The organism is Flavobacterium sp. GW823-FHT06G12 (assembly GCF_058794775.1).
The window spans coordinates 302636-328968 of record NZ_JBXAHE010000002.1 but is presented as its reverse complement, the minus strand read 5'-3'; the positions used below and the strand labels follow the sequence as shown (position 1 = coordinate 328968).

General features: G+C 33.1%; 23 protein-coding genes. 13 read left to right on the top strand and 10 right to left on the bottom strand.

Annotation, left to right across the window (positions count from 1 at the left end; genetic code table 11):
- The coding region (locus AC1Q5Z_RS08360; RefSeq protein ID WP_492444316.1) for a DUF8693 domain-containing protein at window positions 1-2891 on the top strand (2891 nt) is incomplete at its 5' end.
- A 48-nt stretch (window positions 2892-2939) separates the two neighbouring features.
- Here the strand turns inward: AC1Q5Z_RS08360 and AC1Q5Z_RS08355 are convergent.
- From AC1Q5Z_RS08355 to AC1Q5Z_RS08345, 3 genes are all read right to left on the bottom strand, one after another.
- Complete coding sequence (locus AC1Q5Z_RS08355) at window positions 2940-3806, bottom strand: cupin-like domain-containing protein (RefSeq protein WP_198855247.1); 867 nt, start codon at window positions 3804-3806, stop codon at window positions 2940-2942.
- 139 nt (window positions 3807-3945) lie between these two features.
- Entirely contained in the window at window positions 3946-4383 is a 438-nt protein-coding gene (locus AC1Q5Z_RS08350; RefSeq protein ID WP_198855248.1) for a hypothetical protein, read from the bottom strand.
- A gap of 98 nt (window positions 4384-4481) precedes the next feature.
- A complete protein-coding gene (locus tag AC1Q5Z_RS08345; RefSeq protein ID WP_198855249.1) occupies window positions 4482-5429 on the bottom strand; it encodes a bifunctional riboflavin kinase/FAD synthetase in 948 nt (315 codons plus the stop codon).
- Between the two features lie 192 nt (window positions 5430-5621).
- Here AC1Q5Z_RS08345 and AC1Q5Z_RS08340 point away from each other — a divergent pair, with 192 nt between their 5' ends.
- Complete coding sequence (locus AC1Q5Z_RS08340; RefSeq protein ID WP_492444313.1) at window positions 5622-8297, top strand: zinc-dependent metalloprotease; 2676 nt, start codon at window positions 5622-5624, stop codon at window positions 8295-8297.
- Between the two features lie 11 nt (window positions 8298-8308).
- Here AC1Q5Z_RS08340 and AC1Q5Z_RS08335 read toward each other — a convergent pair whose 3' ends face one another.
- Window positions 8309-8884: a ComF family protein gene (locus tag AC1Q5Z_RS08335; RefSeq protein ID WP_198855251.1), complete on the bottom strand. Its 576-nt coding sequence runs from the start codon at window positions 8882-8884 to the stop codon at window positions 8309-8311.
- Between the two features lie 203 nt (window positions 8885-9087).
- Between AC1Q5Z_RS08335 and AC1Q5Z_RS08330 the strand changes: the two genes are divergently transcribed.
- The 5 genes from AC1Q5Z_RS08330 (at window position 9088) to AC1Q5Z_RS08310 (ending at window position 14980) form a co-directional block, all read left to right on the top strand.
- Window positions 9088-10629, top strand: coding sequence for a glycine--tRNA ligase (locus tag AC1Q5Z_RS08330; protein ID WP_492444311.1), 1542 nt, complete (start codon window positions 9088-9090; stop codon window positions 10627-10629).
- A 269-nt stretch (window positions 10630-10898) separates the two neighbouring features.
- A complete protein-coding gene (locus AC1Q5Z_RS08325) occupies window positions 10899-11708 on the top strand; it encodes a LytR/AlgR family response regulator transcription factor (RefSeq protein WP_492444309.1) in 810 nt (269 codons plus the stop codon).
- Window positions 11709-11883: 175 nt separating this feature from the next.
- The gene (locus AC1Q5Z_RS08320) at window positions 11884-12135 is read left to right on the top strand and encodes a hypothetical protein (protein WP_198855253.1); all 252 of its coding nucleotides are present in this window, start codon (window positions 11884-11886) and stop codon (window positions 12133-12135) included.
- A gap of 354 nt (window positions 12136-12489) precedes the next feature.
- Entirely contained in the window at window positions 12490-14289 is a 1800-nt protein-coding gene (locus tag AC1Q5Z_RS08315; protein ID WP_492444307.1) for an ATP-binding protein, read from the top strand.
- The gene (locus AC1Q5Z_RS08310) at window positions 14279-14980 is read left to right on the top strand and encodes a response regulator (RefSeq protein ID WP_286966044.1); all 702 of its coding nucleotides are present in this window, start codon (window positions 14279-14281) and stop codon (window positions 14978-14980) included. The genes AC1Q5Z_RS08315 and AC1Q5Z_RS08310 overlap by 11 nt, the downstream gene beginning before the upstream one ends.
- Window positions 14981-15076: 96 nt before the next feature.
- Here the strand turns inward: AC1Q5Z_RS08310 and thiL are convergent, their stop codons facing one another.
- Window positions 15077-16123: a thiamine-phosphate kinase gene (gene thiL / locus AC1Q5Z_RS08305; RefSeq protein WP_198855256.1), complete on the bottom strand. Its 1047-nt coding sequence runs from the start codon at window positions 16121-16123 to the stop codon at window positions 15077-15079.
- Window positions 16124-16478: 355 nt separating this feature from the next.
- Between thiL and AC1Q5Z_RS08300 the strand changes: the two genes are divergently transcribed.
- Together AC1Q5Z_RS08300 and AC1Q5Z_RS08295 are read left to right on the top strand one after the other, a co-directional pair.
- Complete coding sequence (locus AC1Q5Z_RS08300; RefSeq protein ID WP_198855257.1) at window positions 16479-16958, top strand: DinB family protein; 480 nt, start codon at window positions 16479-16481, stop codon at window positions 16956-16958.
- Window positions 16959-17005: 47 nt separating this feature from the next.
- Window positions 17006-17506, top strand: coding sequence for a DinB family protein (locus tag AC1Q5Z_RS08295; protein ID WP_198855258.1), 501 nt, complete (start codon window positions 17006-17008; stop codon window positions 17504-17506).
- 44 nt (window positions 17507-17550) lie between these two features.
- On the opposite strand, the gene AC1Q5Z_RS08290 is transcribed toward AC1Q5Z_RS08295, so the two are convergent.
- The gene (locus tag AC1Q5Z_RS08290; RefSeq protein ID WP_198855259.1) at window positions 17551-18510 is read right to left on the bottom strand and encodes a helix-turn-helix transcriptional regulator; all 960 of its coding nucleotides are present in this window, start codon (window positions 18508-18510) and stop codon (window positions 17551-17553) included.
- A gap of 202 nt (window positions 18511-18712) precedes the next feature.
- On the opposite strand from AC1Q5Z_RS08290, the gene AC1Q5Z_RS08285 reads away from it, so the two are divergent.
- From AC1Q5Z_RS08285 to AC1Q5Z_RS08275, 3 genes are read left to right on the top strand one after another with little or no spacing between them, the layout of a single operon-like run.
- Window positions 18713-19456, top strand: coding sequence for a prolipoprotein diacylglyceryl transferase (locus AC1Q5Z_RS08285; protein WP_492444303.1), 744 nt, complete (start codon window positions 18713-18715; stop codon window positions 19454-19456).
- A complete protein-coding gene (locus AC1Q5Z_RS08280; protein ID WP_492444301.1) occupies window positions 19446-20837 on the top strand; it encodes a radical SAM protein in 1392 nt (463 codons plus the stop codon). Before AC1Q5Z_RS08285 ends, AC1Q5Z_RS08280 begins: the two co-directional genes overlap by 11 nt.
- A gap of 5 nt (window positions 20838-20842) precedes the next feature.
- Complete coding sequence (locus tag AC1Q5Z_RS08275; RefSeq protein WP_492444299.1) at window positions 20843-21040, top strand: hypothetical protein; 198 nt, start codon at window positions 20843-20845, stop codon at window positions 21038-21040.
- Between the two features lie 56 nt (window positions 21041-21096).
- Here AC1Q5Z_RS08275 and AC1Q5Z_RS08270 read toward each other — a convergent pair whose 3' ends face one another.
- Together AC1Q5Z_RS08270 and lepA are read right to left on the bottom strand one after the other, a co-directional pair.
- Entirely contained in the window at window positions 21097-21714 is a 618-nt protein-coding gene (locus AC1Q5Z_RS08270; protein ID WP_343584943.1) for an outer membrane beta-barrel protein, read from the bottom strand.
- Between the two features lie 243 nt (window positions 21715-21957).
- Window positions 21958-23754, bottom strand: coding sequence for a translation elongation factor 4 (gene lepA, locus AC1Q5Z_RS08265; protein ID WP_198855263.1), 1797 nt, complete (start codon window positions 23752-23754; stop codon window positions 21958-21960).
- A 474-nt stretch (window positions 23755-24228) separates the two neighbouring features.
- Here lepA and AC1Q5Z_RS08260 point away from each other — a divergent pair, with 474 nt between their 5' ends.
- Window positions 24229-24462 (top strand): hypothetical protein, encoded by a 234-nt coding sequence (locus tag AC1Q5Z_RS08260; protein WP_198855264.1) that lies wholly within the window; start codon window positions 24229-24231, stop codon window positions 24460-24462.
- A gap of 42 nt (window positions 24463-24504) precedes the next feature.
- Here the strand turns inward: AC1Q5Z_RS08260 and AC1Q5Z_RS08255 are convergent, their stop codons facing one another.
- Window positions 24505-25206, bottom strand: coding sequence for an NUDIX hydrolase (locus AC1Q5Z_RS08255; protein WP_198855265.1), 702 nt, complete (start codon window positions 25204-25206; stop codon window positions 24505-24507).
- Between the two features lie 35 nt (window positions 25207-25241).
- On the bottom strand, window positions 25242-25958 hold the full coding sequence (locus tag AC1Q5Z_RS08250) for an NUDIX hydrolase (RefSeq protein WP_198855266.1): 717 nt from the start codon (window positions 25956-25958) through the stop codon (window positions 25242-25244).
- Between the last annotated feature and the right edge of the window lie 375 nt (window positions 25959-26333).

Here is a 26333-nt window from a genome sequence, read left to right as displayed (position 1 = left end):
CTTTAACGGTTAAAAATGCAAACGGCTGCGTTTCCTCAGGAAACAGTTTTACGGTTACGGTTAATCCTCTTCCGACAATAACGCTCGGATCGGCAGGATCGGTGTGCTTTAGCGCTGGCGTGCAGAGCGCCAGTCTGAGCTACAGCGCTGTGACAAACGCGCCGACCAGCTACAGCATTGTCTGGAACGCCAGCCCGACAAATAATTTTCTTTCCGTTACCGATGCATCTCTAACGGCCGGTTCAATTAATATTGCCGTTCCTGCGGGAACAGCCGCTGGAACTTATACTGGAACTTTAACGGTTAAAAATGCAAATGGCTGCGTTTCCTCAGGAAACAGTTTTACGGTTACGGTTAATTCTCAGCCAACAATTACTACATCAGGAAATTTAACATCAATTTGTCAAAGTGCATCGGCGCAAGTGACTTCGTTATTATATTCTGCAACAACTGGTTCACCAACGAGTTACTCTATAGACTGGGCGACATTAAATGATCAAGGAAATACATCTTTCTCTTTTAACTCAGGAGGAGGAAATATCAACAATATTAATGTTCCTTTAAATACTCCTGCAGGAACTTATAGCGGGATTATGACAGTTTTTACCTCAAATGGATGCTCAATAACACAAGCAGTTTCTTTAACAGTTTATGATGCCCCAACGATAAGTACAGGGGGAGTCTTTTCTCCTGTTTGCCAAAGTTCATCCTCTCAAACTACTACATTGAGTTATAATTCTACTACAGGATCACCAATTAGTTACGAGATCGATTGGATTGCCTTAACAGATCAAGGAGCAACACCATTTCCTTTTAGTTCAGGATCGGGGGATATTATAAATGTGAATGTTCCAGCAAACACAGTAGCAGGTACTTACAATGGTGTAATGACTATTACAACATCTAATGGATGTCCGGCAACTCAAGCAGTTTCTTTAACAGTGAATTCGGTTTCAGTTGCACCAACAGCTTCAGCAACACAGCAACCTACCTGTGTAAACAATACGGGTATTATAACGGTTACTTCGCCTGCATCTGGAACAGGATATACTTATAGCATTGACGGAATCGATTTTAGTAATACTACAGGAATATTTACTGGTTTGTCTTCAGGAATTTACTATGTAAAGGTGAAAAATAGTACATCAAATTGTGAATCTGAAGCTACCTCCGTTACAATAAATGCTTTTGTTACTAAAGTCTGGAATGGAAATACTGATGCCAGTTGGGGAAATCCTGCAAATTGGACACCGACAGGAGTTCCTGTTGCTTCTGATTGTGTAGATATTCCAGATGTAGGTATTGATCCTATTATTTCTGGAACCAATGCAAGTTTTTTCGCTAGTAGATTAACAGTTGAAAACAATGGATCTCTAATTGTAGAAGAAACAAATTCAATAACTGTGACCAATGAAGTGACTGTTCTTGGTAACGGAATTTTAATTTTTGAAGATAAATCAAGCTTAGTTCAAGTTGCCGATGTAGCTAATGTTGGCGTTATAACTTATAGAAGAAAAACACCCGTAAGACGATTTGATCTTACTTATTGGTCTTCTCCAGTAACAAGAAATCCAGGCATTACGATGAATGAGTTTTCACCAGAAACATATTTCGACAAATATTTATATTGGACTTCTGATTTTAAATGGGGTACTAATTTGTACGGTACAATGGTAATGAATGCTGGAGAAGGCTACAGTATCAGAGGGCCACAATCTTTCAGTACCGTGACAGCAAGTGTTTTTACAGGCGAATTTATTGGAGTACCAAATAATGGAACAATCCAAGGGCCTCCAGCTAGAGCTGAAAAGTATTGCTTTTTTGGGAATCCGTATCCTTCAGCAATTTATGCAGATCAATTTATTCATGATAATGCCGCTAATTTTTACGGTACGTTATATTTTTGGACTCACAATACATCTCCTAGAATTGCTGTGCCAGGAGGCAATACGGCTACTTATTCAAACGATGATTACGCAATTTATAATTTATCTGGAGATACTACAGTTGGCAATTTAAGTGGTACCGGTGCGACATCACCAGGAAATCAAGAACCATTACATGGTTATATTGCTGCAGGACAGGGATTTTTTGCAAAAGCGAGAACAGGACAAAGTGCTGTTTTTACAAATTCGATGCGAGTACCTAATTCTAATAGCCAGTTTTACAAATCTGCGAAAACCGAGGTTGTTGAAAAACATCGTGTATGGCTGAATTTTACAAATACGCAAGGAGCTTTTAAACAATTGCTAATTGGATACATAACAGGAGCAACAAATTCGTTTGATTTTAATTATGATGCAGTCACACTGAATGCAAATCCGTATGTTGATTTTTATAGTATCAATGAAGGAAAAAAACTTGCTATTCAAGGTCGTGCGTTACCTTTTGCTATTACAGATACAATTCCGTTAGGATATAAGTCAACCATTGAAGAAGGTGATTTTACAATTGCAATAGATCGTGCCGATGGAGATTTGGCAAATCAGGATATTTATCTTCAAGATAAAGTGACAAACACTATTTACAATCTTAGGTCTGGCGGTTATACGTTTACATCAGCGCCAGGAACTTTTCTAGATCGATTCGTATTGCGTTATACAAATTCAAGTGGAGGAAAACCATTAGGAAATGAAGATTTCGAAAATCAAGATCAGCAGATTTTTGTTTCGGTGAAAGATAAAAACATCAAACTCGAGTCTTTCTCAGAGCAAGAGAATCTTCAAGAAGTTGCTGTTTATGATACGGGCGGGACATTGTTATATCGTAAAAAACAAATCGGAAATAAAGAATGGGTGATAACAAACTTTCAGTCTGGTCCGCAAGTTCTATTGGTTAAAATAACTTTAGATAGTGGTAAAGTAGTGACGAAGAAAATAGTATTTAAATAAAAAAAAGCGGTTGAGAATTTTATATCTCAACCGCTTTTTTTTATTTGATTAAGCAGTACGCCGTAAATTTTGGTGCGTATTGGTAATTGCTTTTTCATTTTTATAATCAATCCATTTTTGACCTTGAATTTTTCGCATCATAATATCAAAATGGCGCATAATAAAAACATTATAGGCAGCTTTAGACAAATTGAGAATGTTTTTTGGAAATGACCTCAAACTCATAGAAAAACCTGGCGTTAGGTATTTCATATAATGCCAATATCCTTCGGGCATATAAAGCATTTCGCCATGTTTTAGATTAGTGATATAACCTTCGACGTTTTTGAGCGCTGGAAATTTTTCGTAATCAGGATTATCAAAATCTATATCTTCTCTCGAAATTAAGGCATGAGGCACTTTATACATGAATTTTGACTGGTTTGGTGGGAAAATCATGCATTGTTTTTCTCCATGAAAATGAAAATGAAGAATATTCGAATAGTCAATGTCATAATGCATAAAAACTCTTGAATTTTCTCCTCCAAAAAATAGCATTGGCATCTGCTTGACAAGTTTTAAGCCAATATCGGGCCATAAAAAGTCATTTTTTAACGAAGGCACTTCTTTCATTAAATTATAAAGAAAAATACGGTAATTGGTAGGCTTTTCTTCTAATAAGTCGATATAATCACTCATTTTCATTGTGGTATGCGCCTCATTGAATCCGTCTTCGTGATTTACAGGTCGATCATCGTATAAAGGAACGACTGAATCTCCTGCGATTTCTTTCATATAAGATAATTTCCATTTGTTGTAAGCTGGCCAATCTTCGGTCAATTGTTCGATAACAACAGGAATTTGTTTTTTGACATATTGGGAAACAAAATCGTCTCTCGAGATTTTTTTCACCCTTTCGATTTGTTTTAACTTCATTTTACTAAATAAAAAAAATTGCTTATAGCACTGATCTATAAGCAATTTAAAAATATTTTTTGAGATAAATGAACTCTTTTAGCTAATTTTTTGATTTAATCGAATTAGAAATGATTAAATCTGCGGATTTAAAAAAAAATTAATCTGCGGCATATTTGTTGCCCCAAATTAGCATCATCATTAAAGTAACAATTACAGAAGAAGCAATTCCCTCAAATAATAGACAAATACAATAAGTTGGTACTGATGGATTTCCTCCAAACATAAAAGTTTCAGATAAAGTTTTTACGTAAGCATCTCCGCCTCGAGCGTAACTATAAACTAATAATCCAAATACACTCATACATACACCAACTACAGAAGTGGTCATTGCAGAAATAGCATTTGATAGAAAATTGGTTTCTCCTTCATGAAGGTTCATTTGCATTGTCCTGTTAACACCATAGAAGATAAAGAAAACGTTGAGTGTTCTCAAATAAAACAAATTTGCTAGACCTAGCACATTCATTAATAAAAAATAAATGCCAATTCCGAGGAAAATCAAAAACCCGTTGGTAATTTCTTTAGGTAGTTTCATAGTGGTTATTTTTTAGAAGTTAATAGTAAATATTTGAAAAACAGAGGTATATCAAATTTACTAAAAAAATAACTACGATGATTTAAAAACAGTAAAAACTATACGGTCAGATTCTTTAGAGAAGTGTTTATAAAAGCCAAAGAATCGATTTTGTCCTGATTAAGTTGCGCTTTTAATGCATCTAATGAACTAAATTTTTGTTCTTCGCGAATATAATGCAATAAAGAGACTTCAATATTTTGATCGTAAATGTCTTTGTCAAAATTAAATAAATGAACTTCGATGGTTTGTTTATCTCCATTAACAGTCGGATTAAAGCCGATGTTCATCATTCCGTAAACAGTTTCTTTGTTCACTACAGCTTTTACTACATAAACACCAATTTTTGGAATCAGTTTATAATCTTCTTCAATATGAATGTTTGCTGTAGGAAATCCAATTGTTCGTCCCAATTGTTTTCCTTTTACGATAGTTCCGTTCAAGAAATAGCTGTAACCTAAATATTCGTTGGCTAAAGCCATATTTCCTTCATTTAAAGCTTTTCTGATTTTGGTTGAACTAACAGAGACATCTTGGATTTCTTCGGCAGAAATTTGCTCTACTTCAAATCCATATTCAATTCCAAAAGCAATTAAATCATCAATATTTGCAGTTCTATTGCGACCAAAACGGTGATCATGTCCGATAATAATTTTTTGAATCTGAAATTTATCTACCAAAATTGTACGAACAAATTCTTCAGCAGTTAATCTAGAAAAACTTTCATTAAAAGGATGCACAATTAAGTTTTCAATACCTGTCGCTTCCAAAAGTTTTACTTTTTCGTCGATGGTATTTAATAATCTTATTTCAGATTTTTCTTGAAGAACCATTCGCGGATGCGGAAAAAAGGTAAGAACCAGACTTTCATATTTTCCATTTTCAGTATTCTGCGTAATTCGTTCCAGAATTTTTTTATGACCAATATGCACACCATCAAAGGTACCAAGAGTTAAGATTGTTTTCTTGGTTGACTGAAAATCGTTTATAGAATGAAAGAGCTTCAAAACAAATTATTTAAGATGCTGCAAATTTATACTATTCTCTTTAAAATTTAATACTATGCGAAATCGAATTTTAAGGGATAATCTATCTTTTTATAAAAATAAGCCAACTCGTCGATTAAAAATTAATAATTGTCGTATAGATAATATGATTTCAAATTAATTGAAGTAATTTTGATATTATATTTTGAAGGTATGAGAAAACAACTACTTTATATATTTCTTATTTTTTGTTTTGCCAGTGCAAATGCACAAGATGTTTTATGGCAAAAAGTAACTTCTTCATCGGTTTTACGAAAAGCTGATGGCTTAAGTTCTAATAAATTATATTATAGATTAAATGCTAATCTTCTTAGTTCCAAGCTAGCTTCTGCATCAAGTAAAACGGCAAAAACAACAGCTTCAGAAATTACGATTCCGAATGCTGATGGAAATTTGGAGCGTTTTTCTGTATGGGAATCATCTAATTTTGCACCAGAATTACAAGCGAAATATCCTGAAATTAGAGCATACGAAGGTCGCGGAATAGACGATAAAAATGCTAAGATACATTTTAGCGTTGCTCCAATCGGAATGCAGACAATGGTTTTTAGACCGGCAAAACCAACAGAATATATTGAGCAAAATCCAGAGAATAAATCGGAATATGTTTTGTTTAGAGCACAAGATAATGCTGAGTCAAAGATGATTTTAGATTGCAAAACAACCAATCTGGTTTCTGAAAATAAATCTGCTACTGCAAAAACGGCTTCAAATGCAAAACAGTTTAAAACGCTAAGATTGGCATTATCCTGTACAGGAGAATATGCTGCTTATTTTGGCGGAACAGTTGCGGGAGCTTTAGCAGGAATGAATGCTACATTAACTCGAGTAAATGGTATTTTTGGAAGGGATCTTTCTGTAAAGGTAATTTTAATTGCTAATAATAATGCTGTTATTTATACAGATGCTTCCACAGATCCTTATTCTATAGCATCAGTAGGTGCAACTGGAGATAATCCTATTTGGATGAAGGAAGTGCAAACTACATTAACCAATGTTATCGGCGAAGCCAATTATGATATTGGCCATTTGTTTGGAGCTTCTGGCGGAGGAGGAAATGCGGGTTGCATTGGTTGTGTATGTGTAAGTCCAACAACGAACCAGCCAATAGGAAAAGGTAGTGCTTTTACATCTCCAGCAGACGCAAAACCAGAAGGAGATAATTTTGATATTGATTTTGTTGCTCATGAAATGGGACATCAACTTGGAGGCTCACATACTTTTTCTTTTCAAAATGAAGGTAACGGAACATGCTATGAACCAGGAAGCGGTTCAACTATTATGGGATACGCAGGAGTGACAAAAGGATATAATATTCAAGATCATTCAGATGCTTATTTTTCGTATGCCAGCATTAACCAGATACAGAATAATTTGGCGGGAAAAACTTGCCCCGTAACAATACCAATTGATAATAATAATCCACCAGTAATAAAAGCAGGTTTAGATTATACGATTCCAATTAGCACACCATTTATTTTAAAAGGAACAGGTTCTGATCCTGAAGGAAATACAATAACCTATTCATGGGAACAATACGATAGTGCAATGACAACTTTTGCTGGAAATAGTTTTACATATGCTACAAAACCAGATGGGCCAATGTTTAGATCTTTTTCGCCAACAACTTCTCCAGTTCGTTATATGCCTGCTTTAAGTTCTGTTTTAAATAATCAATTAACGACAAGTTGGGAATCTGTTTCTTCTATCGGAAAAACAATGAACTTTACACTTACAGGAAGAGACAATGCTGCAGAAGGACTTGCACAAACCAATACAGATGCAATGGTTGTTACTGTAAATGCAGCTGCGGGACCATTTGCTGTTACTTCTCAAAAAGAGGATAATTTAGGATGGGCAAAAGGATCAGCGCAAACCATTACTTGGAGTGTAAATAATACCAATACACTTCCAGGATCTTCAAATGTAAATATAAAATTATCTCTTGATGGCGGATTGACATTTCCAATCGTTTTAGCAAGTAATACTCCAAATGATGGTTCAGAAACAATATTGATTCCGTCAGAAATTGATGTTTCTACAAATTGTAGACTTCTAATTGAGCCGGTTGACAATATTTATTATGCAGTAAACAGTAAGCCATTTGCTTTAGGATATACAGTTTCGACATCTTGTACCAATTATAATTTTGAAGGTGGTTATTCATTAGGAACAAGCACAACCTTTATAAACAAAACAGTAACAGTACCGGCTTCTACAGGAACTATTTCAGATGTAAATGTTTCTGTTAATGTTAAGCACGAAAGATTTGAAGATCTTGAAATTGAAATTGAGAGTCCAAGCGGTACTATTGTTTCGTTATTTAATAAAAGCTGTGGTACAACAAATTCAACTCTCGCACTTCAATTTGATGATAGCGGTGCTGCTTTAAATTGTGGCTCAACGATCAGTCAAATTGTAATTCCTGCTAGTGCCTTAAGTGCTTTTAATGGAGAAAATCCGCAAGGAAATTGGACTTTTAAAGTTCGTGATGCAGTTGTCGGAATGTTTGGTACTATAAATTCTGCTTCTGTAAATATCTGTACTAAAACATATACATTAGGAAACAGTGATTTTGAGAATGTTGATTTTATTGCCTATCCAAATCCAAATAAAGGAAGTTTCACCGTACAATTTAATAGAGATTCTGTAAGTGAGATTAAAGTTTACGTTAATGACATTGTAGGTAAATATGTTTACGATAGAACTTTTCAAGGTTCAGGATATTTCATTCAAGATATTCAATTGCCAAATGTGCCATCTGGACTATATTTCTTAACGGTTACAGATGGACAACGAAAAATAGTAAAAAAGATATTGGTAAATTAATTTTTAAAAATTTAATGTGCCATAGCCATACAAATCATACTTATTTTTGCGCCGGGAATTTTTAATAAAGCTCTGGCGCATGCTTCGATAGTTGCCCCTGTAGTAAAAACGTCATCTACAATCAAAAAGTGTTTATGATGATGGGTTTCATCAAACTTGACATCAAAAATGTTTCCGATATTTTCAGATCTTCCTAAAAGATTTTTCTTGGATTGGGTTTTGGTGTACAATTTTCGAATTAAGATGTTTTCTTCAAAAGGAATGTCTAAACCTAATGCGATTTCTTTTCCAAAAGTAGTAACCTGATTATAGCCTCTTTCCTTAAATTTTCTTTTATGGAGCGGAACAGGAATTATAGCATCAAAAGGAACTTCGAATCGAATTTCTTTTAAATCTTCCGAATACCAGCTTCCCAACACACTTCCAATTTCCTGATGCCCTTTGTATTTTAAATTATGAATTAACTCTTGAACAATTCCTTTTTTATTGAAATACAAAAATGCTGCTGCAAATTGAATATCAATCTTGCCATAGAATTTTTTAACAGCCTCGTTTTTTGGGTCTAAATGATAGTAAGTTAAAGGCATTTCATGTCGGCAAATAGTACAGAAAACTGTTTCATTCTGAAGCAAAAGCGAACGACAGCCACTACAGACCTTGGGGAAAAATAAATTTATTAGATAATTAATCACAAAAAGAGAGATTTTATTTACAAAAGTAACAAAAACAGTACTTCAATCTTCATAATTTTTCTTTTTTATATAGGTAGTTTTTATATTTTTGCATCACTATGGCAAAACAAGAAGATATATTTAAGAATGTGGTTTCGCACGCAAAAGAGTACGGATTTATTTTTCCGTCAAGCGAAGTTTACGACGGATTAAGTGCTGTATATGATTATGCACAAAATGGTGTCGAATTAAAAAAGAATATCCGTGAATATTGGTGGAAATCAATGGTTCAAATGAATGAAAATATTGTCGGCCTTGATGCTGCAATATTGATGCATCCAACAACTTGGAAAGCTTCTGGACACGTTGATGCTTTCAATGATCCATTAATTGATAATAAAGATTCTAAAAAGAGATATAGAGCTGACGTTTTGGTTGAAGATCATGCTGAAAAAATTCACCAAAAAGCACAAAAAGAAATTGACAAAGCAAAAGCTCGTTTTGGCGATGCATTCAACGAACAAGAATTTGTAACTACAAATGCTCGTGTAATTGAATATTTAGCTAAAGAAAAAGAAATTAGAGAGCGTTTAGGGCGTTCTTTAGGAAATGGAGATTTGGCTAATGTTAAAGCTTTAATTGAAGAATTAGAAATTTCTGATCCTGAAACTGGTTCTAAAAACTGGACAGAGGTAAAACAATTTAACTTAATGTTCGGAACAAAATTAGGTGCATCTGCTGAGAATGCGATGGATTTATATTTACGTCCAGAAACGGCTCAAGGTATTTTTGTTAACTTCTTAAACGTTCAGAAATCGGGTCGTATGAAAGTTCCTTTCGGAATTGCTCAAACGGGTAAAGCATTCAGAAACGAGATTGTTGCAAGACAGTTTATTTTCCGTATGCGGGAATTCGAACAAATGGAAATGCAATTTTTTGTACGTCCAGGAGAAGAAATGAAATCATACGAATACTGGAAAGAGACTCGTTTGAAATGGCATTTATCTTTAGGATTAGGAAAAGAAAATTACCGTTTTCACGATCACGAGAAATTGGCTCACTACGCAAACGCAGCAGCAGATATCGAATTTAATTTCCCATTCGGATTTAAAGAATTGGAAGGAATTCATTCTCGTACCGATTTTGATTTGAAAGCACACGAAGAATATTCTGGAAGAAAATTACAATATTTTGATCCTGAACTTAACGAAAACTATGTTCCTTATGTAGTAGAAACTTCTGTAGGTTTAGATCGTATGTTCTTGGCTGTTTTTGCAACTTCTTTAAAAGAAGAAACATTAGAAGATGGTTCTACAAGAACGGTTTTAAAATTGCCGGCAGTTTTAGCACCAACAAAAGCAGCGGTATTGCCATTGGTTAAAAAAGATGGTTTGCCAGAAGTTTCAAGAAAAATCATCGAAGATTTGAAATGGGATTTCAATGTTGCTTATGATGAAAAAGATGCTGTAGGACGTCGTTACAGAAGACAAGATGCTTTAGGAACGCCTTTCTGTATTACAGTAGATCATCAGACGCTTGAAGACGAAACAGTAACAATTCGTCATAGAGATACAATGAAACAAGATCGTGTAAAAATTACTGAATTAAGAGGTATTATCGAAAACGAAGTTTCGATGAAAAACTGGTTAATGAAAATGTAATCTTTACAAGTTATTTTATAGATCCCAAATTCCGTCAAGGAGTTTGGGATTTTTGTTTTTTTAAATAGGTATTTTATCGGCTTTTTTTGCATTTCATCTTTATGTATCAACATTTTTGTTTAATGTGTTAACAATGAGGTGTTTGAAATTTTTAAAAGTGTAATTTTAGATTTGTAATACCATCAAGAATAATTTTTTTCTTCAATGCATCGATTTAAAACTATTTTTTGATTATGATTGTGCAGTGAGAAAACCAACCAAACCTGAAATTGAAAAAGTATTCCTATATTATAATTGATGATGACGCTGAGAGTATTTTGAAAACCCAAACAACCGCTTCTGGTTTTTCAGAATTATCTTTTATGGCATCGGCATCAAATTTTCAGGATGGTTTAGACTTGGTTTTAGAACACAAACCAGCGTTAATTTTTCTCGAAATCGAACCTAGAAATCTGGCAAGTCATTTGTCTCTGGCTTTTATTAGCGAACTTCATCGTTTTTTGCAGCACATTCCTAAAATTATCGTTACAACGAAGCAAAAAGACAAAGCATTTGATGCTATTCAATACGGCGTTTTCGATTATCTTCTTAAGCCAATTGCATCAAGTGATCTTTTAAAAACAATTTTAAAACTCAATAGAGCCAATTTAGAGCTCCAAATAGCTCCGTTTAGAGAAGAACCAGTTTCTGTTATTGTTGAAGCTGGAACAATTCCGCAAAACATTCAAAAGCCATTAACGATCTGTATAAAATCGTACGGAGATTACCGATATCTAAATGCTGAAGATATTTGCTATTTTCAGGCTGATAATAATTCGACAGATATTTATTTGAATACTGGGGAAATGATTACGGCGTTTAAAACGTTAAAGCATTTTGAAAGCGTTTTGACGTATCCTTTTATCCGTATTCATAACAGTTATGTAATTAATCGAAATTACATTTCTAGGATTCATAGCGGAAACTCAATCTGTTACATAAAAAACTCTACCAAAAAGATTCCTTTTTCTAAAACCTACAGAGCAAATGTAGAGCAGATTATTGCCGATTTTGCAGCAGGAAATTATCTAGAAGTCTAAAAATTAGACGATTACATTAATTTGCTATCCATTGACTATCAATTGGGTACGATCTACCATAAACTCAATTTTTCATATAAATTTTTTTCGACCTCGGTGTTAGTTTTACACTCTGATTCGTCGCAAATAGCGAATCATCTCCAAAAATTAAAACAAACATTAAAAACCTCAGGTCATGAAAAAAACAGCTTTAACATTCGGATTATTCTCATTAGTAGTAGTAGCAACTTCTTTCGCAAATCCAACAACTCCTATTGTTCCAACTGAAAAACTAAGTGTTGTTCTTCCGGTTGATGGTAAAGGATCTACAGGAGGTAATAGAAAACACGATGATTTAATGAGCAATCAAGAATCAGTAGCAAAAAACAACCAAGCAAGTTTTGATGCAATTAATCAATCTTTAGGTGCAAACAAAAAACTAGATTAAGTTTCGTAATAAAAACGAACATTAAAAATATTTAAGCTGTCAAATTTTTGACAGCTTTTTTTTTTAGTATTTTTGGGAAAATTCGCAATTATATTGAAAAAAAGCTTCCAAATATTATTGTCTTCATTTTTGGTGTTGTTTTTAATTAGGTGTACCAAGAAAAATGATTTAACCAAGAACACAAATTCTACAGAGGATAGCCTTTCTGTTTATTTATCATTAGCTAATGACATAAGCTTAAGCTATGAATCTAAACAGAAGTATACTCAAAAAGCATTATCTGTAGTAGAAAAAAAGAAAAACGATTCTCTTACTAGAGCAAATTTGTTCAAGATTGCTAATAGATACTTTAATATGAATGATTTAGAATCATTTAAAGTAATATCTGAGCTTGTCTTGAATAGAGCAATAATTGCTAAAGATTCTGCTTATATGGCAAAAGCCTATACTTATCTTGGAGATTATTACAGTAATAGAATGATTTCTGATAGCGCTTTCAGAAGCTATTTCAAAGCTCAAAAGATTTATTTGCAAATTAATGATCAGTATAATTTGGCAAAAACACTAATAAGCAAAGCAAGCCTTCAGTATAATGAAGCAGATTTCTTTGAGAGTGAAATATCGGTTTTTAAAGCTTTAGAAATTTTAAAAACTAAAAAAGATGTCAATGAACAGCTTTATGAATGTTATAACCTTCTCGGTATACTTTCTAACGAAAGAGAAGAATATAACAAAGCAATAGATTACCAAAATAAAGCACTGAAAACTTTAGACGATAAATCTATTCCGTCAGATTTTCAATTAAAAGCTACTTCATTAAACAATATTGGTTTTGTTTACCTGCGTATGAAGAATTATACGCAAGCAATATCTTGTTTTGAGAAAGGATTAGAAGAAAAAAATCTATTTGAAGAAAAAACCATTCTGTATGCGATGTTGTTAGATAATTTAGCCTATTCTAAATTAAAATCTAACAGAGTGGATGGTCTGCCTGCTCAATTTTATAGATCTTTAAAAATTAGAGATAGTTTAGGATTAAAAATGGAAATGATATCCAATCAGATTCATCTGTCGGAATATTATGCTTTAAAAAAGGATACTGCAAAAGCTGTTGAATTTTCTAAACAAGCTTTACTTCTTTCGCGTTCATCTGATAAGCTAAATAATACTTTACAAGCATTGAAGCAAATTGCTGCCGTAGATCCTAAAAATGCAGCAAAATATTCAAAAGAGTACATTCAGTTAAATGATAAAATGCTTAAAGCAGAGCGCAATATGGGAGAAAAATTCTCTCGTATTGAATATGAGACCAACGAAATTAAAGACCAAAATTCTAGCCTTCAAGAAAAGAATAAAACTTTGGTTTATGTATTTAGTATTTGTACATTGCTCGGGTTGTTTTTTTATGTTTATAAAACACAACAGGCCAAAAATCGCGAACTTCTTTTTAAGCAACAACAGCAGATTGCAAACGAAGACATTTATAATTTGATGATTTCGCAGCAAAATGAAATTGAGCTTACACGAATAAAGGAAAAGAAAAGAGTAGCGCAGGAATTGCATGATGGTATTTTAGGGCGCATGTTTGGTATTAGAATAAGCTTGGACAGCTTGGATAAACTTGACGAAATCGAGGCTGTTCCTAAAAGAAAAAAATATCTTACCGAACTAAAAAATGTGGAACAAGATATTCGAGAAATTTCGCATGATTTAAATAGAGAGAAATCGGAATTAATTAATAATTTTGTTTCGATTTTGAATAAACTATTTGAAGATCAGATAAATACATATAGTTCAAAATTGATTACTTTTTTTGATCCCGAGATAAAATGGGATTTGATGAGTAATATTGAAAAAATCAATTTGTATCGAATTGTTCAAGAAGGACTCCAAAATTGTAATAAATATGCTGAAGCCGATATTATTAGAGTGGAATTTAAAAATGAAAACAATAATTTGGTTCTAAGGATAGAAGATGACGGAATTGGATTTAATACCAATAGAACCAAAAATGGAATAGGTTTGCATAATATAGAATATCGAGTAAAAGAATGTAAGGGCACAGTTACGATAAAATCTGCCAAGGGAGAAGGAACAATTCTCTCTATAGAAATCCCAATAGACCCAAATAATAACCTGCATAATGACATTTGACTTACCAACTTCAGTTCCACAATTAGTTAAAAAGAATATTTTGATAGTAGACGACCATCCGTTTATTATTGAAGGATATAAAAATGCTATAACTCGTTATAATACAAAACAGTACGATTTTTTTATTTCACAAGCACATGATTGTAGATCTGGTTATGATATAATAGAAAATGAGAACACGCCCGAGTTTGATATTGCTTTTTTAGATATCAGTATGCCTCCTTACGAAGAAAAAGAGATCTTTTCTGGCGAAGATCTTGCAAAGCTGCTTCTGAAAAAAATGCCTTCGTGCAAGATCATTCTTTTGACAATGTATACAGAATTGCTAAAGATCAAAACTATTATTAGAACAATTCAGCCAAACGGATTGATTATTAAAAATGACCTTACTTTTGACGAATTGCTTTTGGCTTTTGATAAAGTGATGAAAAATGAAAAATACTATAGCCAATCTGTTGTAAAAATGCTCAATCAGTCGACACATAATGCTATCGAAATAGATCAATACGATAAACAAATATTAGTTCATTTAGCAAAAGGAACTCCAATTCAGGAAATGCTGCAGCATGTTCCCATTTCTTTAAAAGCCATTGAAAAGCGAAAAAAGCATTTGAAAGAGTTATTGAAAATTAAAAATGATTCTGATTCTGATTTGGTGAAAGAAGCAAGAAGCAAAGGACTTTTAGGATAAAATTCAAATCGTAAGAAACAATAAAAAAAATTCCAAATTCTGATAGCTAGAGTAGCTTTTGGAATTTGGAATTTTTTATTTAGAGTTTTGTTTGCTTTATTCTGTCAAAGCATCCCATCCGCGCGCTTTTAAAGCAATTTTTGTGTTGGCGCGGGTTACAAGATGAATTCCTTCATTTTCTTCTGCCATATGGCCAATAACAGAGAAATTCGGATTTCCTTTTATTTTATCAAAATCATTAATGTCAATTGTAAATAAAAGTTCGTAATCTTCACCGCCATTTATGGCAACCGTCGTGCTGTCGATATTAAATTCTTCGCAAGTAGAAATAAACTGCGGATCTAACGGAAGTTTATCTTCATATAAATTACAACCCACTTTAGATTGTTTGCAGATATGAATAATCTCAGAAGATAATCCGTCTGAAATATCGATCATTGCTGTTGGTTTTATATCTAAAGCATGAAGTAAAGTGCGAACATCTTTTCTAGCTTCAGGTTTCAATTGGCGTTCTACCAAATAAGTATAAGGATCTAAATCGGGCTGATTGTTTGGGTTAACCTGGAAAACTTGTTTCTCACGTTCTAAAACCTGCAATCCCATATAAGCGGCACCAAGATCGCCAGTTACAACCAATAAATCAGTTTGTTTGGCTCCGTTTCTGTAAACCAATTCATTTTCGTCAGCTTCTCCAATTGCAGTAATACTGATAATTAATCCTTTTTGAGATGAGGTTGTGTCACCGCCAATAACATCAACTTTGTATTCTTTTGCTGCGTGCGTAATTCCTGCAAATAATTCTTCTAAAGCTTCAAGAGGAAAACGATTTGAAACAGCTACCGAAACCGTAATTTGTGTCGGTTTCGCATTCATTGCACAAATATCAGAAACATTTACTACGACCGCTTTATAACCTAAATGTTTTAAAGGCATGTAAGCCAAATCAAAATGAACGCCTTCAATTAATAAATCGGTTGAAACTACTACTTTCTTATCTTTAAAATCAAGAACGGCAGCATCATCGCCAATACTTTTTAAAGTCGATTCCTGAGTAACATCAAAGTTTTTGGTTAAATGGTCAATTAAACCAAATTCGCCCAATTGAGCTATACTAGTTCTCTGCTGATTTTTATCTTCAATCATTTCTGTTAAGTTCCAAAGTTATTAAGGTGCAAAGGTACAAAGGATTTTTTTAAAGATGCTAAGATTCTGAGATACTAAGGTTCTAAGTTTTTTTTCTAGGAGATTTATATTGTTGTCTAAAAAAATAATTGCCTCCTGCTTTAGCTGGAGGTCAGCTTAATGCAAATATAAAAAGGCTTTAGCCGAACATTAACGTTTTGACTAAAGCCTTTTTTCATAATCTTTTTTCACCTAGCGGAAGCTGCGTTTTTACGGCAGGAAAAAATATTTTAAAATTATTTTTTTACTGCTGACAAACTGTTGTCACCAGCCCATTTTACTTTTGAAGTATTAAAAATATTTAAACTTTAAAACCATGAAAACATTAGAAGCACAAGTTATTACTTCAGAAGATTTATTAAAACACTGGCAAGGACACAGAGCACTTACACGTCGTTTAATTGAGATTTTTCCAGAAAAAGATTTCTTCGAATTTTCGATTGGCGGAATGAGACCTTTTGCAAAATTAGTAGATGAGCTTTTGGCTATTGCAGTTCCAGGTTTAAAAGGAATTGTAACGAAAGAAACTGCACCATTCTCAGAAGGAACTGAAAAACTAATTTTCAAAGCACAATATCTTGAAAAATGGGATCAAGCAACAGAAGAAATCAATAAATATTGGGAACAATTATCAGTTGAAGATTTTAGCGAGACCTTTAACCTTTTTGGACAATACGAATTTCCTGTAATTCAGAATATCTTATATTTTATTGATAATGAAGTGCATCATCGTGGACAAGCTTATGTTTATTTAAGAGCTTTAAATATCGAACCACCATTTTTCTGGGAAAGATAATTGATGTTTTTTTAGTAACTTAATATCAGAAATCTAAAACTAAAGCTATGAGTTTAAAGAAGATAATGTCAAATTATGCAGATTATAATTTATGGGTAAATCAACAATTTGTAAATTGGCTTTCGCCGAAATCGGCTGAATTGCTTTATGCAGAAGTGCCGTCGAGTTTTTCTACTATTATGAAAACGCTTGATCATATCTGGTCTACTGAGGAATATTGGTTTTCTGTCATTTCCGAATCTTCATTAACAGAAAAGAAAGCAGAAAGCGATTTGTCAAAAGAGGAAATATTTGCCGGATTATTAAATTCGTCTACAAAATTGAAACATCTTATTAACTCATTGTCTGAAGAAGATTTAATGAAAGAAGTTAAAATCGTAAATCCGTGGTTTGAATGTGAACTGCCCATTTCCGAATATTTAATCCAGGTTATCAATCATGGAACGTACCATCGAGGTCAGATTGTAACAATAGGACGTAATGTTGGAATTACAGATGCCTCAAACACCGATTATAATTTTTATAATGTTGTAAAGGCAAATCAATAAATAAAAAACTCCCAAAGATGAAATGAATTTCTTTGGGAGTTTTTTTATAGAAGCCTTTGTCGATTGATTTCTAATAATTCTAAAACTCTTGTTTTTAAAGATTCTGGTTCCAGAATTTTGGCATAATCTCCAAACATTAAAAACCATCTCGGAAAACCATCTTGCAGACTGTGAGACATAAAGGTCATTTCGATTTCGTCTCCAATTTCTTTTTGAGAAATAAAGCCGTGATATTTCCTTTCGGTTGCTAAGTATCGCGCGATTTTTTTCTGAACCAGGATTCGAACTTTTGTGGTTGGAATCTTATCAGATTTGGTTAAATAAGTTTCCAGAGAATCGTGTTCTATTGTATAATCAAGATCTGTTTTTTTTATTTCCTGAATTCTATCGGTTCTAAACTGGCGGTAATCTTTTCTAAGATGGCAATAACCCAGAAAATACCAATTGTTATTATCATGAAAAACGCCAACAGGTTCTAAATTTCGTTGCGTGGTTTCTTCTTTTTCAAAGGTTTTATAAGTTAAAAGAATTTGTTTTTTCTCCGCAATTCCCTCAAAAAGCACAGCCAAAGTATTGGGCGAATTATCATTAAACATTGGTTCTGCTTCCTGCATTACAATTCTTGATTCGATGTTTGAAAGATAATCTTTATCGTTGCTTCTTAAAACCGATTTCAGTTTGTACATCGCCGACGCATAATGTGTTCCCAATGTAGGATCAGTAAACTTTTGCATTAACTTTTCGGCTGCAATAAAACTGCTCACTTCTTCGCGCGTGAACATAACTGGCGGAAGTCTATATCCGTCCATTAAAGCATAACCAACTCCAGCTTCACTATAAATAGGAACTCCAGATGCTTCCAAAGTTCTAATGTCTCTATAAATGGTTCTTAAACTGCACTCAAAACGATCGGCCAATTCTTGTGCTTTTACAATCTTTTTAGACTGCAATTGAATAAGAATGGCAACAATTCGGTCAAATCGTTTCGGGGTTTCGTCGAGCATTTTTTTTAAGATTCTAAGGTTCTGAGTTGCTGAGATTCTAAGTCTTTTTGCTGATGCAAAGATTCAAAGATACAAATGTAAAAACTAAAGAGAATAAAAAAAGCTGTTCCAAATTGAAACAGCTTTTACTTTATAAGTCAAATGAATTTAAACATTTTTTCGCATCTTTACAGAATTATAGTATTAAATTTTAAAGTGTCGAATGAAGCTTCCTTTTGAGCCAGTTATTTTTGGTTATGAAATTAATATCCATTTAGTTCTAGAATATTTGGCATTTTTTTTAGGATACCGATATTATGTTTTTTTGAGAAAAAGAACGAATGATACTATTGTTTCCACAAACAGGTTATCGATTATTTTGGGTGCGGCAATTGGAGCTTTTTTGGGGTCTAGAATTATGGGTTTTTTAGAAAATCCTATTTTTCATTCTGATGTCAAATCTATTTTAGAACTCTTTAATGCCAAAACAATTATGGGAGGATTGTTTGGAGGATTATTAGGTGTCGAACTTGCTAAGAAGATTATTGGAGAAAAAGAATCATCAGGAGATTTATTTACCTTTCCGATTATTCTAGGAATTTTTATAGGCAGAGTTGGCTGTTTTTTATCTGGAACCAATGAGTTTACGTACGGAAAAGAAACGACTTTTTTTACGGGGATGAATCTTGGCGACAATATTATGAGGCATCCAATTGCTTTATACGAATTAATTTTTCTGATTGTTCTGTTTTTTCTTTTGAAGAAATTGAAAACTAAAAATTTAAAAAACGGATTACTATTTCAGTATTTTATGATTGCTTATTTTGCGTTTCGCTTTTTCGTAGAATTTCTGAAACCCAATTATTTCCTAATTATCGGAATAAGTTCCATTCAGATCTTATGTTTAATTTGTCTGCTCTATTATAACAAAACAATTTTAAATTTATTTGTAAAAAATGCCAGTTAGAAAATATACTTATTATGATTTTACATTAAGCCTTTGTCCAGAATGCTTAAAAAGAATTGATGCTAAAATTGTTTTTGAAGACGAAAACGTCTATATGCTTAAAAGATGCCCAGAGCATGGAAACTCAAAGGTTTTAATTGCCGACGATATTCAATATTACAAGAATATCCGAAATTATAATAAACCATCTGAAATGCCGTATACTTTTAATACAAAAACGCATTATGGTTGTCCGTACGATTGTGGCTTATGTCCAGATCATGAACAGCATTCTTGTCTTACAGTTGTCGAGGTTACAGATCGTTGTAATCTAACTTGCCCGACTTGTTATGCAGGTTCATCACCTAATTATGGTAGACACAGAACTCTCGAAGAAGTAAAAGTTATGCTTGATACGGTTGTTAAAAATGAAAAAGAGCCAGACGTGGTGCAGATTAGTGGAGGAGAACCAACCATACATCCTGAGTTTTTTGAAATTTTAGATTATGCAAAATCAATTCCGATAAAGCATTTAATGTTAAACACAAACGGAATTAAAATTGCAAAAGACAAAGAATTTGTTCAGAGACTAAAAAGCTATGCTCCAGATTTTGAGATCTATCTTCAGTTTGATTCTTTTGAAGACAGTGTATTGCAAGAATTGCGTGGAGCTGATTTAAGCGAAATACGAAAACAAGCTTTAGAAAATCTAAACGAAGTTAATCTGTCTACAACTTTGGTGGTTACGCTTCAGAAAGGATTAAACGATCATGAAATAGGTAAAATTATTGAGTTTGCTCTAAAGCAAAAATGCGTTAGAGGTGTTACATTCCAGCCAACTCAAATTGCGGGCCGATTGGAGAATTTCAATTTAGAAACTGATCGAATGACATTAACAGAAGTGAGAAGAAAAATTCTGGAGCAAACCAATGTTTTTAATTCAGATGATTTACTTCCGGTTCCTTGTAATCCTGATGCTTTAGTTATGGGTTATGCTTTGAAACTGGGAGAAGAAGTTTTTCCACTAACACGATATATTAATCCGAATGATTTATTAGACAATAGTAAAAACACGATTATTTACGAACAAGATGAAGTGCTTCGCGGCAAAATGATAGATCTGTTTAGCACAGGAAATTCTGTAGAAGTAGCGCAAGAAAACTTGAAATCGATTTTATGTTGCCTTCCTAATATTGATGCACCAGAATTAGGTTACGACAATCTTTTTAGAATTATTATCATGCAGTTTATCGATGCATATAATTTTGATGTAAGAGCAATAAAAAAATCATGTGTGCATATTGTCAATAAGGACAATAAAATAATTCCTTTTGAAACCATGAATTTGTTTTACAGAGATGATAAAGTAAAAAAACTAGAAGAATTAAGAACTAATGCATAAAGTATATGACAGCACTAGAAGTAGGTAATTTAGGAGGTTTGGTCGCATTTTTTATAGCGATTATGGTGGGACCGCCAATTTTAATGACAATCATTGGCTTAGCAATTAAGAAAAATCATCCCAATGGAGCAAAGATTTGCTTTATTATTGGAGCGCTATATTTAATTATTGGATTAGGAATATGCGGAACACTTATGTCTTAAGAAAACCCCTCAATAAAACTGAATTATTGAGGGGTTTGAGTTATATTATAAACGAATTAAAATCTAAATAATAATCCGAATTTTGGTTGATCGAAGATGTTTTCAAATAAGTTGATGTTTAATTGAAAAGTATCTGAAGATGGGCCGTTTTCTGGAGAAACACTGTTGTATGATAATAAATTAGCAAGAGTAAAAGTAACTGCAATGTTTTTAGTTAAGAAGTAATTTAACCCGACATTGATATTGGCTGTTAAACTATTGCTATTATCTGTACCAGTAATTGGACTTTCGTATTTATTTCTGCCGTATCCTAAACCTACTTCTCCGTAAGCTTTGAATCGTTTTTTATCGAGTTCCAATACATAATATCTTGCGAAACCACCGATTCCAAAAATATTAGTTTTTTCATCGGTTGCTTCAACTTTATTGCTGGAATAGCTCAATTGTCCTCCAACGGCAAATTTATCATTAAGAAAATATCCAAATTTGGGATTAAAAGCATAATAGTCTTTATCACCACCAGTAGTGATCTGGATAGAACCTTCTATAAACATATCTCCATGTTGAAAAGTAATTCCTTTTGCAGAATTCATTTCTGAATCAACTTGATCTTGCTGAGCATTTGCAAAGTAAAATGTAAATAACGCTAGAATAACAGAAAATTTGGTTTTCATAATCTTTTATTTTTTAAAGTTGTAAGATTAAAAATACAATTTTATCTTAAAATTAACTTTAAATTTATCTGAAAGCGTTAAAAAACAAGCGATTAAGTTAATAATTTCATAAATTATAAGTTTTGACTTACAAATTTTAAAAGATAAGAAATGGATTATATTCAAATAAAAAACCCGATAACGAAAGTTGTCGGGTTTAATCTATATTCTTGTTTCTTTCTTCTATTCTCTAAAAAGAAAAGCTTAGTCATTCAATTTCAAAACAGCCATAAACGCCTCTTGAGGAATTTCAACGTTTCCTACCTGACGCATACGTTTTTTACCTTTTTTCTGTTTTTCAAGAAGTTTACGCTTACGCGAAATATCTCCACCGTAACATTTTGCGGTAACGTCTTTACGAAGTGCTTTAATCGTTTCACGAGCGATAATTTTAGCTCCAATTGCCGCTTGAATCGGAATGTCGAATTGCTGTCTTGGGATTAACTCACGTAATTTCTCAGTCATTTTTTTACCAATGTTGTAAGCGTTGTCTTCGTGAATTAATGCTGAAAGAGCATCAACTGTCTGAGCATTCAAAAGAACGTCCAATTTAACTAATTTCGAAGTTCTCATTCCGATAGGAGAATAATCAAAAGAAGCATAACCTTTTGAAACTGTTTTTAAACGATCATAAAAATCGAATACAATTTCGGCCAAAGGCATATCAAAATTTAACTCAACTCTTTCAGTTGTTAAGTAGGTTTGGTTGGTAATTAAACCACGTTTTTCGATACATAAACTCATTACGTTTCCAACAAAGTCAGATTTTGTAATGATAGTTGCTTTAATAAATGGCTCTTCAACTCTATCCAATTTTGAAGGCTCTGGTAAATCTGAAGGATTGTTTACAACGATTGCCGTTTCTGGATGTTTCTTCGTGTAAGCCAAATACGAAACGTTAGGAACTGTTGTAATTACAGTCATGTCGAACTCACGCTCTAAACGTTCTTGAATAATTTCCATGTGAAGCATTCCTAAGAATCCGCAACGGAAACCAAATCCTAATGCTGCAGAACTTTCAGGAGTAAATACTAACGAAGCATCATTCAATTGTAATTTTTCCATTGAAGAACGTAAATCTTCATAATCTTCTGTATCAACAGGATAAATACCTGCGAATACCATTGGTTTTACATCCTCAAAACCAGCAACCATATTAGTTGTTGGAACTTTTGCATCTGTAATTGTATCACCCACTTTTACCTCACGAGCTTCTTTAATTCCAGAAATCAAGTAACCAACATCTCCTGCCGAAACTACATTTTTAGGAACCTGATTTAATTTTAAAGTTCCAATTTCGTCAGCAAAATATTCGTTATCTGTAGCCATGAATTTAATTTTCTGGCCTTTTTTGATTTCACCGTTTACAACTCTAAAGATTACCTCGATTCCACGGAATGGATTGTAAACCGAGTCAAAAATCAAAGCTTGCAATGGTTCTTCTGGATTACCTTTTGGAGCAGGAATTTTTTCGATAATGGCAGCAAGAATGTTCTCAACACCAAAACCAGTTTTTCCTGACGCGTGAATAATATCTTCTAATTTACAACCAAGTAAATCGATAATATCATCACTAACTTCTTCCGGATTAGCACTTGGCAAATCGACTTTGTTTAAAACTGGAATAATTTCCAAGTCGTTTTCAAGAGCTAAATATAAGTTTGAAATTGTTTGTGCCTGGATACTTTGCGCAGCATCTACAATCAAAAGCGCACCTTCGCAGGCAGCAATCGATCTTGAAACTTCGTACGAAAAGTCAACGTGTCCAGGAGTATCAATTAAGTTTAAGATATATTCTTCGCCTTTGTATTTGTATTCCATCTGAATGGCATGACTCTTAATGGTAATTCCACGCTCGCGCTCCAAGTCCATGTTGTCAAGCAATTGCGCTTTTTCTTCACGAGCTGTAACGGTTTGTGTAGCACTTAGTAATCGGTCTGCTAATGTACTTTTACCATGGTCAATGTGTGCAATAATGCAAAAATTACGTATCTTCTTCATTTGTATATATCAGTTCTCTAATCGAGTTTTAGTGTTTTTTTTGGGAATAAAACACGATAAAACAATTGCTTTATAACGTGTTGTTAAGGCGCAAAGATAGCGCAAAGTTTTGGATTCTGGAATTTAGTTGCTCGATTTTGAATACAGAAGTCAAAAACCTGTTTTTCAGCTTTTAAACTTTTTGCTTTCCTATTGTTTTTTGAGGTTAAAACTTGAAGAATATTTTATTTGATTAAGATTGGCGGAATTAAAATTTAGTAAATAATGGTGAAATAAACATTTTGGTGATGAAAATGTATTTTTTGTACGAATAATTGTCACTTTGGATTAATTTGATTAAACTTGTAGTCATTTTAACCATAAGATTGATCTCCTTTTGGTTTCATATATTTTTTTTGAAATGTCAGTGTACAGGACAATTCAAAGTCAAGAATACTAATGAAATGTTTATTTACTAATTAAACCCCAAGAATTATGGAAAAAGAAATCACAAAGCTTACTCAAAAGTATGAAAAGCTTACCAGAGAACAAATGAAAAGTATTACAGGAGGAACATTGGGAACAGTATGCGGACCAAGAAATGGTGTGCCAACATCAATCTGTCCAAGTGGCCAAGGAGTTGCCGCTAATTCTGGAACAGAAGATCCTTCTAAGTTTCCTGGCATTGTCGGAGGTTATTGTAATGTAATAATCGTCTGCATTCCGTAAAAAAATAAGAAACAGCCTAAAGATTTTCTTTAGGCTGTTCTGTTAATACTCAAAATTGAATCCTTTTTGAGTTAGTTTTTTATACATTTCGTCATCAAATTTGTAGAGTTTTGCGGCTCTATGCGAAACGTCTTTTTGTTTTTCATCCAATTCTGTTAGCAGTTTCATATGAAGAATTTTTCTTCTAAAATTGGACTTATCCAATTCAATTCCGAGAATTTCCTCGTACAAATGCATTAATTGTAATAAAGTAAATTTTTCTGGCAGAAGATTAAATCCGATTGGAGCTTGACGCACCCGATTACGCAATTGCATTAAACTGACATTCAGGATTTCGTTATGATCAAAAATCAAATCCGGAATCTCATTTATTTTATACCATTTTGCTTCAATAACTCGTAAACTGGCTTTAATATTATAATCTTCACGATTAACCAATGTATAATAGCCAATAGTGACAACACGTCTTTCTAAAACACGCTTCGGATTTGTAAAGGCTTTTAGCTGTTCTAGATAAATATCTTCAAGTCCGGTAAGTTCCTGTAAAATACGTTGTGCGGCATCATCGGCACTTTCATCAGCTTGAAGCCATCCGCCAAGTAACCCCCATTTACCGATACTTTCGCCTTGAGCGTGCTGAACCAAGAGAACTTCTAGACTCTCTTTATTAAAACCGAAGAAAACGCAGTCAATTGTGATTCCGTCTACGGCTGGTTTATGTTGATTAGTGGTTATTTCAGTCAATTTATTATTATCGTATTATTAATTTGTATTGAAAATTAGAATTCAAAATTGAATCCTTTTTCAGTTAGTTTTTTATAAATTTCTGGATCAAACTTATACAATTGTGCAGCTCTGTGCGATACATCTTGTTGTTTTTCGTCTAATGCAACCAGAAGTTTCATATGAAGAATTTTTCTTCTAAAGTTTGGTTTGTCCATTTCAATTCCTAAAATTTCTCCATACAAATGCATTAATTGTAATAGAGTAAATTTTTCAGGCAATAAGTTAAAACCAATAGGTGTTTGGCGAACTCTACTTCTAAGATGTTTTATGCTATAATCTAAAATTTCATTGTGATCGTAAATCAAATCTGGAATCTCATTGATTTTATACCATTTTGCGTCCGAAGCTGTAAAACCTGCTTTGATGTTATAATCTTCTCTTTTTACTAGCGCATAATATCCAATTGTGATAACGCGTCGTAGCGGAAAACGATCTGGATCTCCAAATGCTTTCAACTGTTCCAGATAAATATTATCAAGACCCGTAAGCTCATTCAGCAAACGATGAGCGGCGTTGTCGGTACTTTCTTTTTTATAAATCCACCCACCCGGAAGTCCCCATTTTCCTTTACTGATTCCTTCAGCATGCTGCACCAAAAGCACTTCAAGGCTGCCTTTATCAAATCCAAAAATAACACAGTCAATCGTGATGGCATTCATCGCACTGTTTTCATTTTTTAGAGCAGTTTTGTCTTCTACATTTTCAACCATATGTGAGATAAATTTTGACAAATTAAATAAATAAAATCATTACTAACCTTTTTGAAAGACTTATATTTTTTTTAACGAAATAAAATTTTGATAATCAGGTGTTTAAAAATGTACTAAAAAAGTTCTCTTTTTAAATCATTTCTTAAGCAGCTGATTGTCAATTTCATAAAACGTTAGCTTTTCTATATTTTTTATTTTAATTCTTGTTTGGATTTTACAACATTAATAAAAATGAATTAGGATTAATCAGAATTGAAAAAAAATAACCTTAATATTTTGTTAATATAGAAAATTTGTTTTACACTTGTAGTCAAATTTACCATAAGATAAATTCAAACTGACCATAAGCAAAAAAAGAACAAACTTACACTTAAC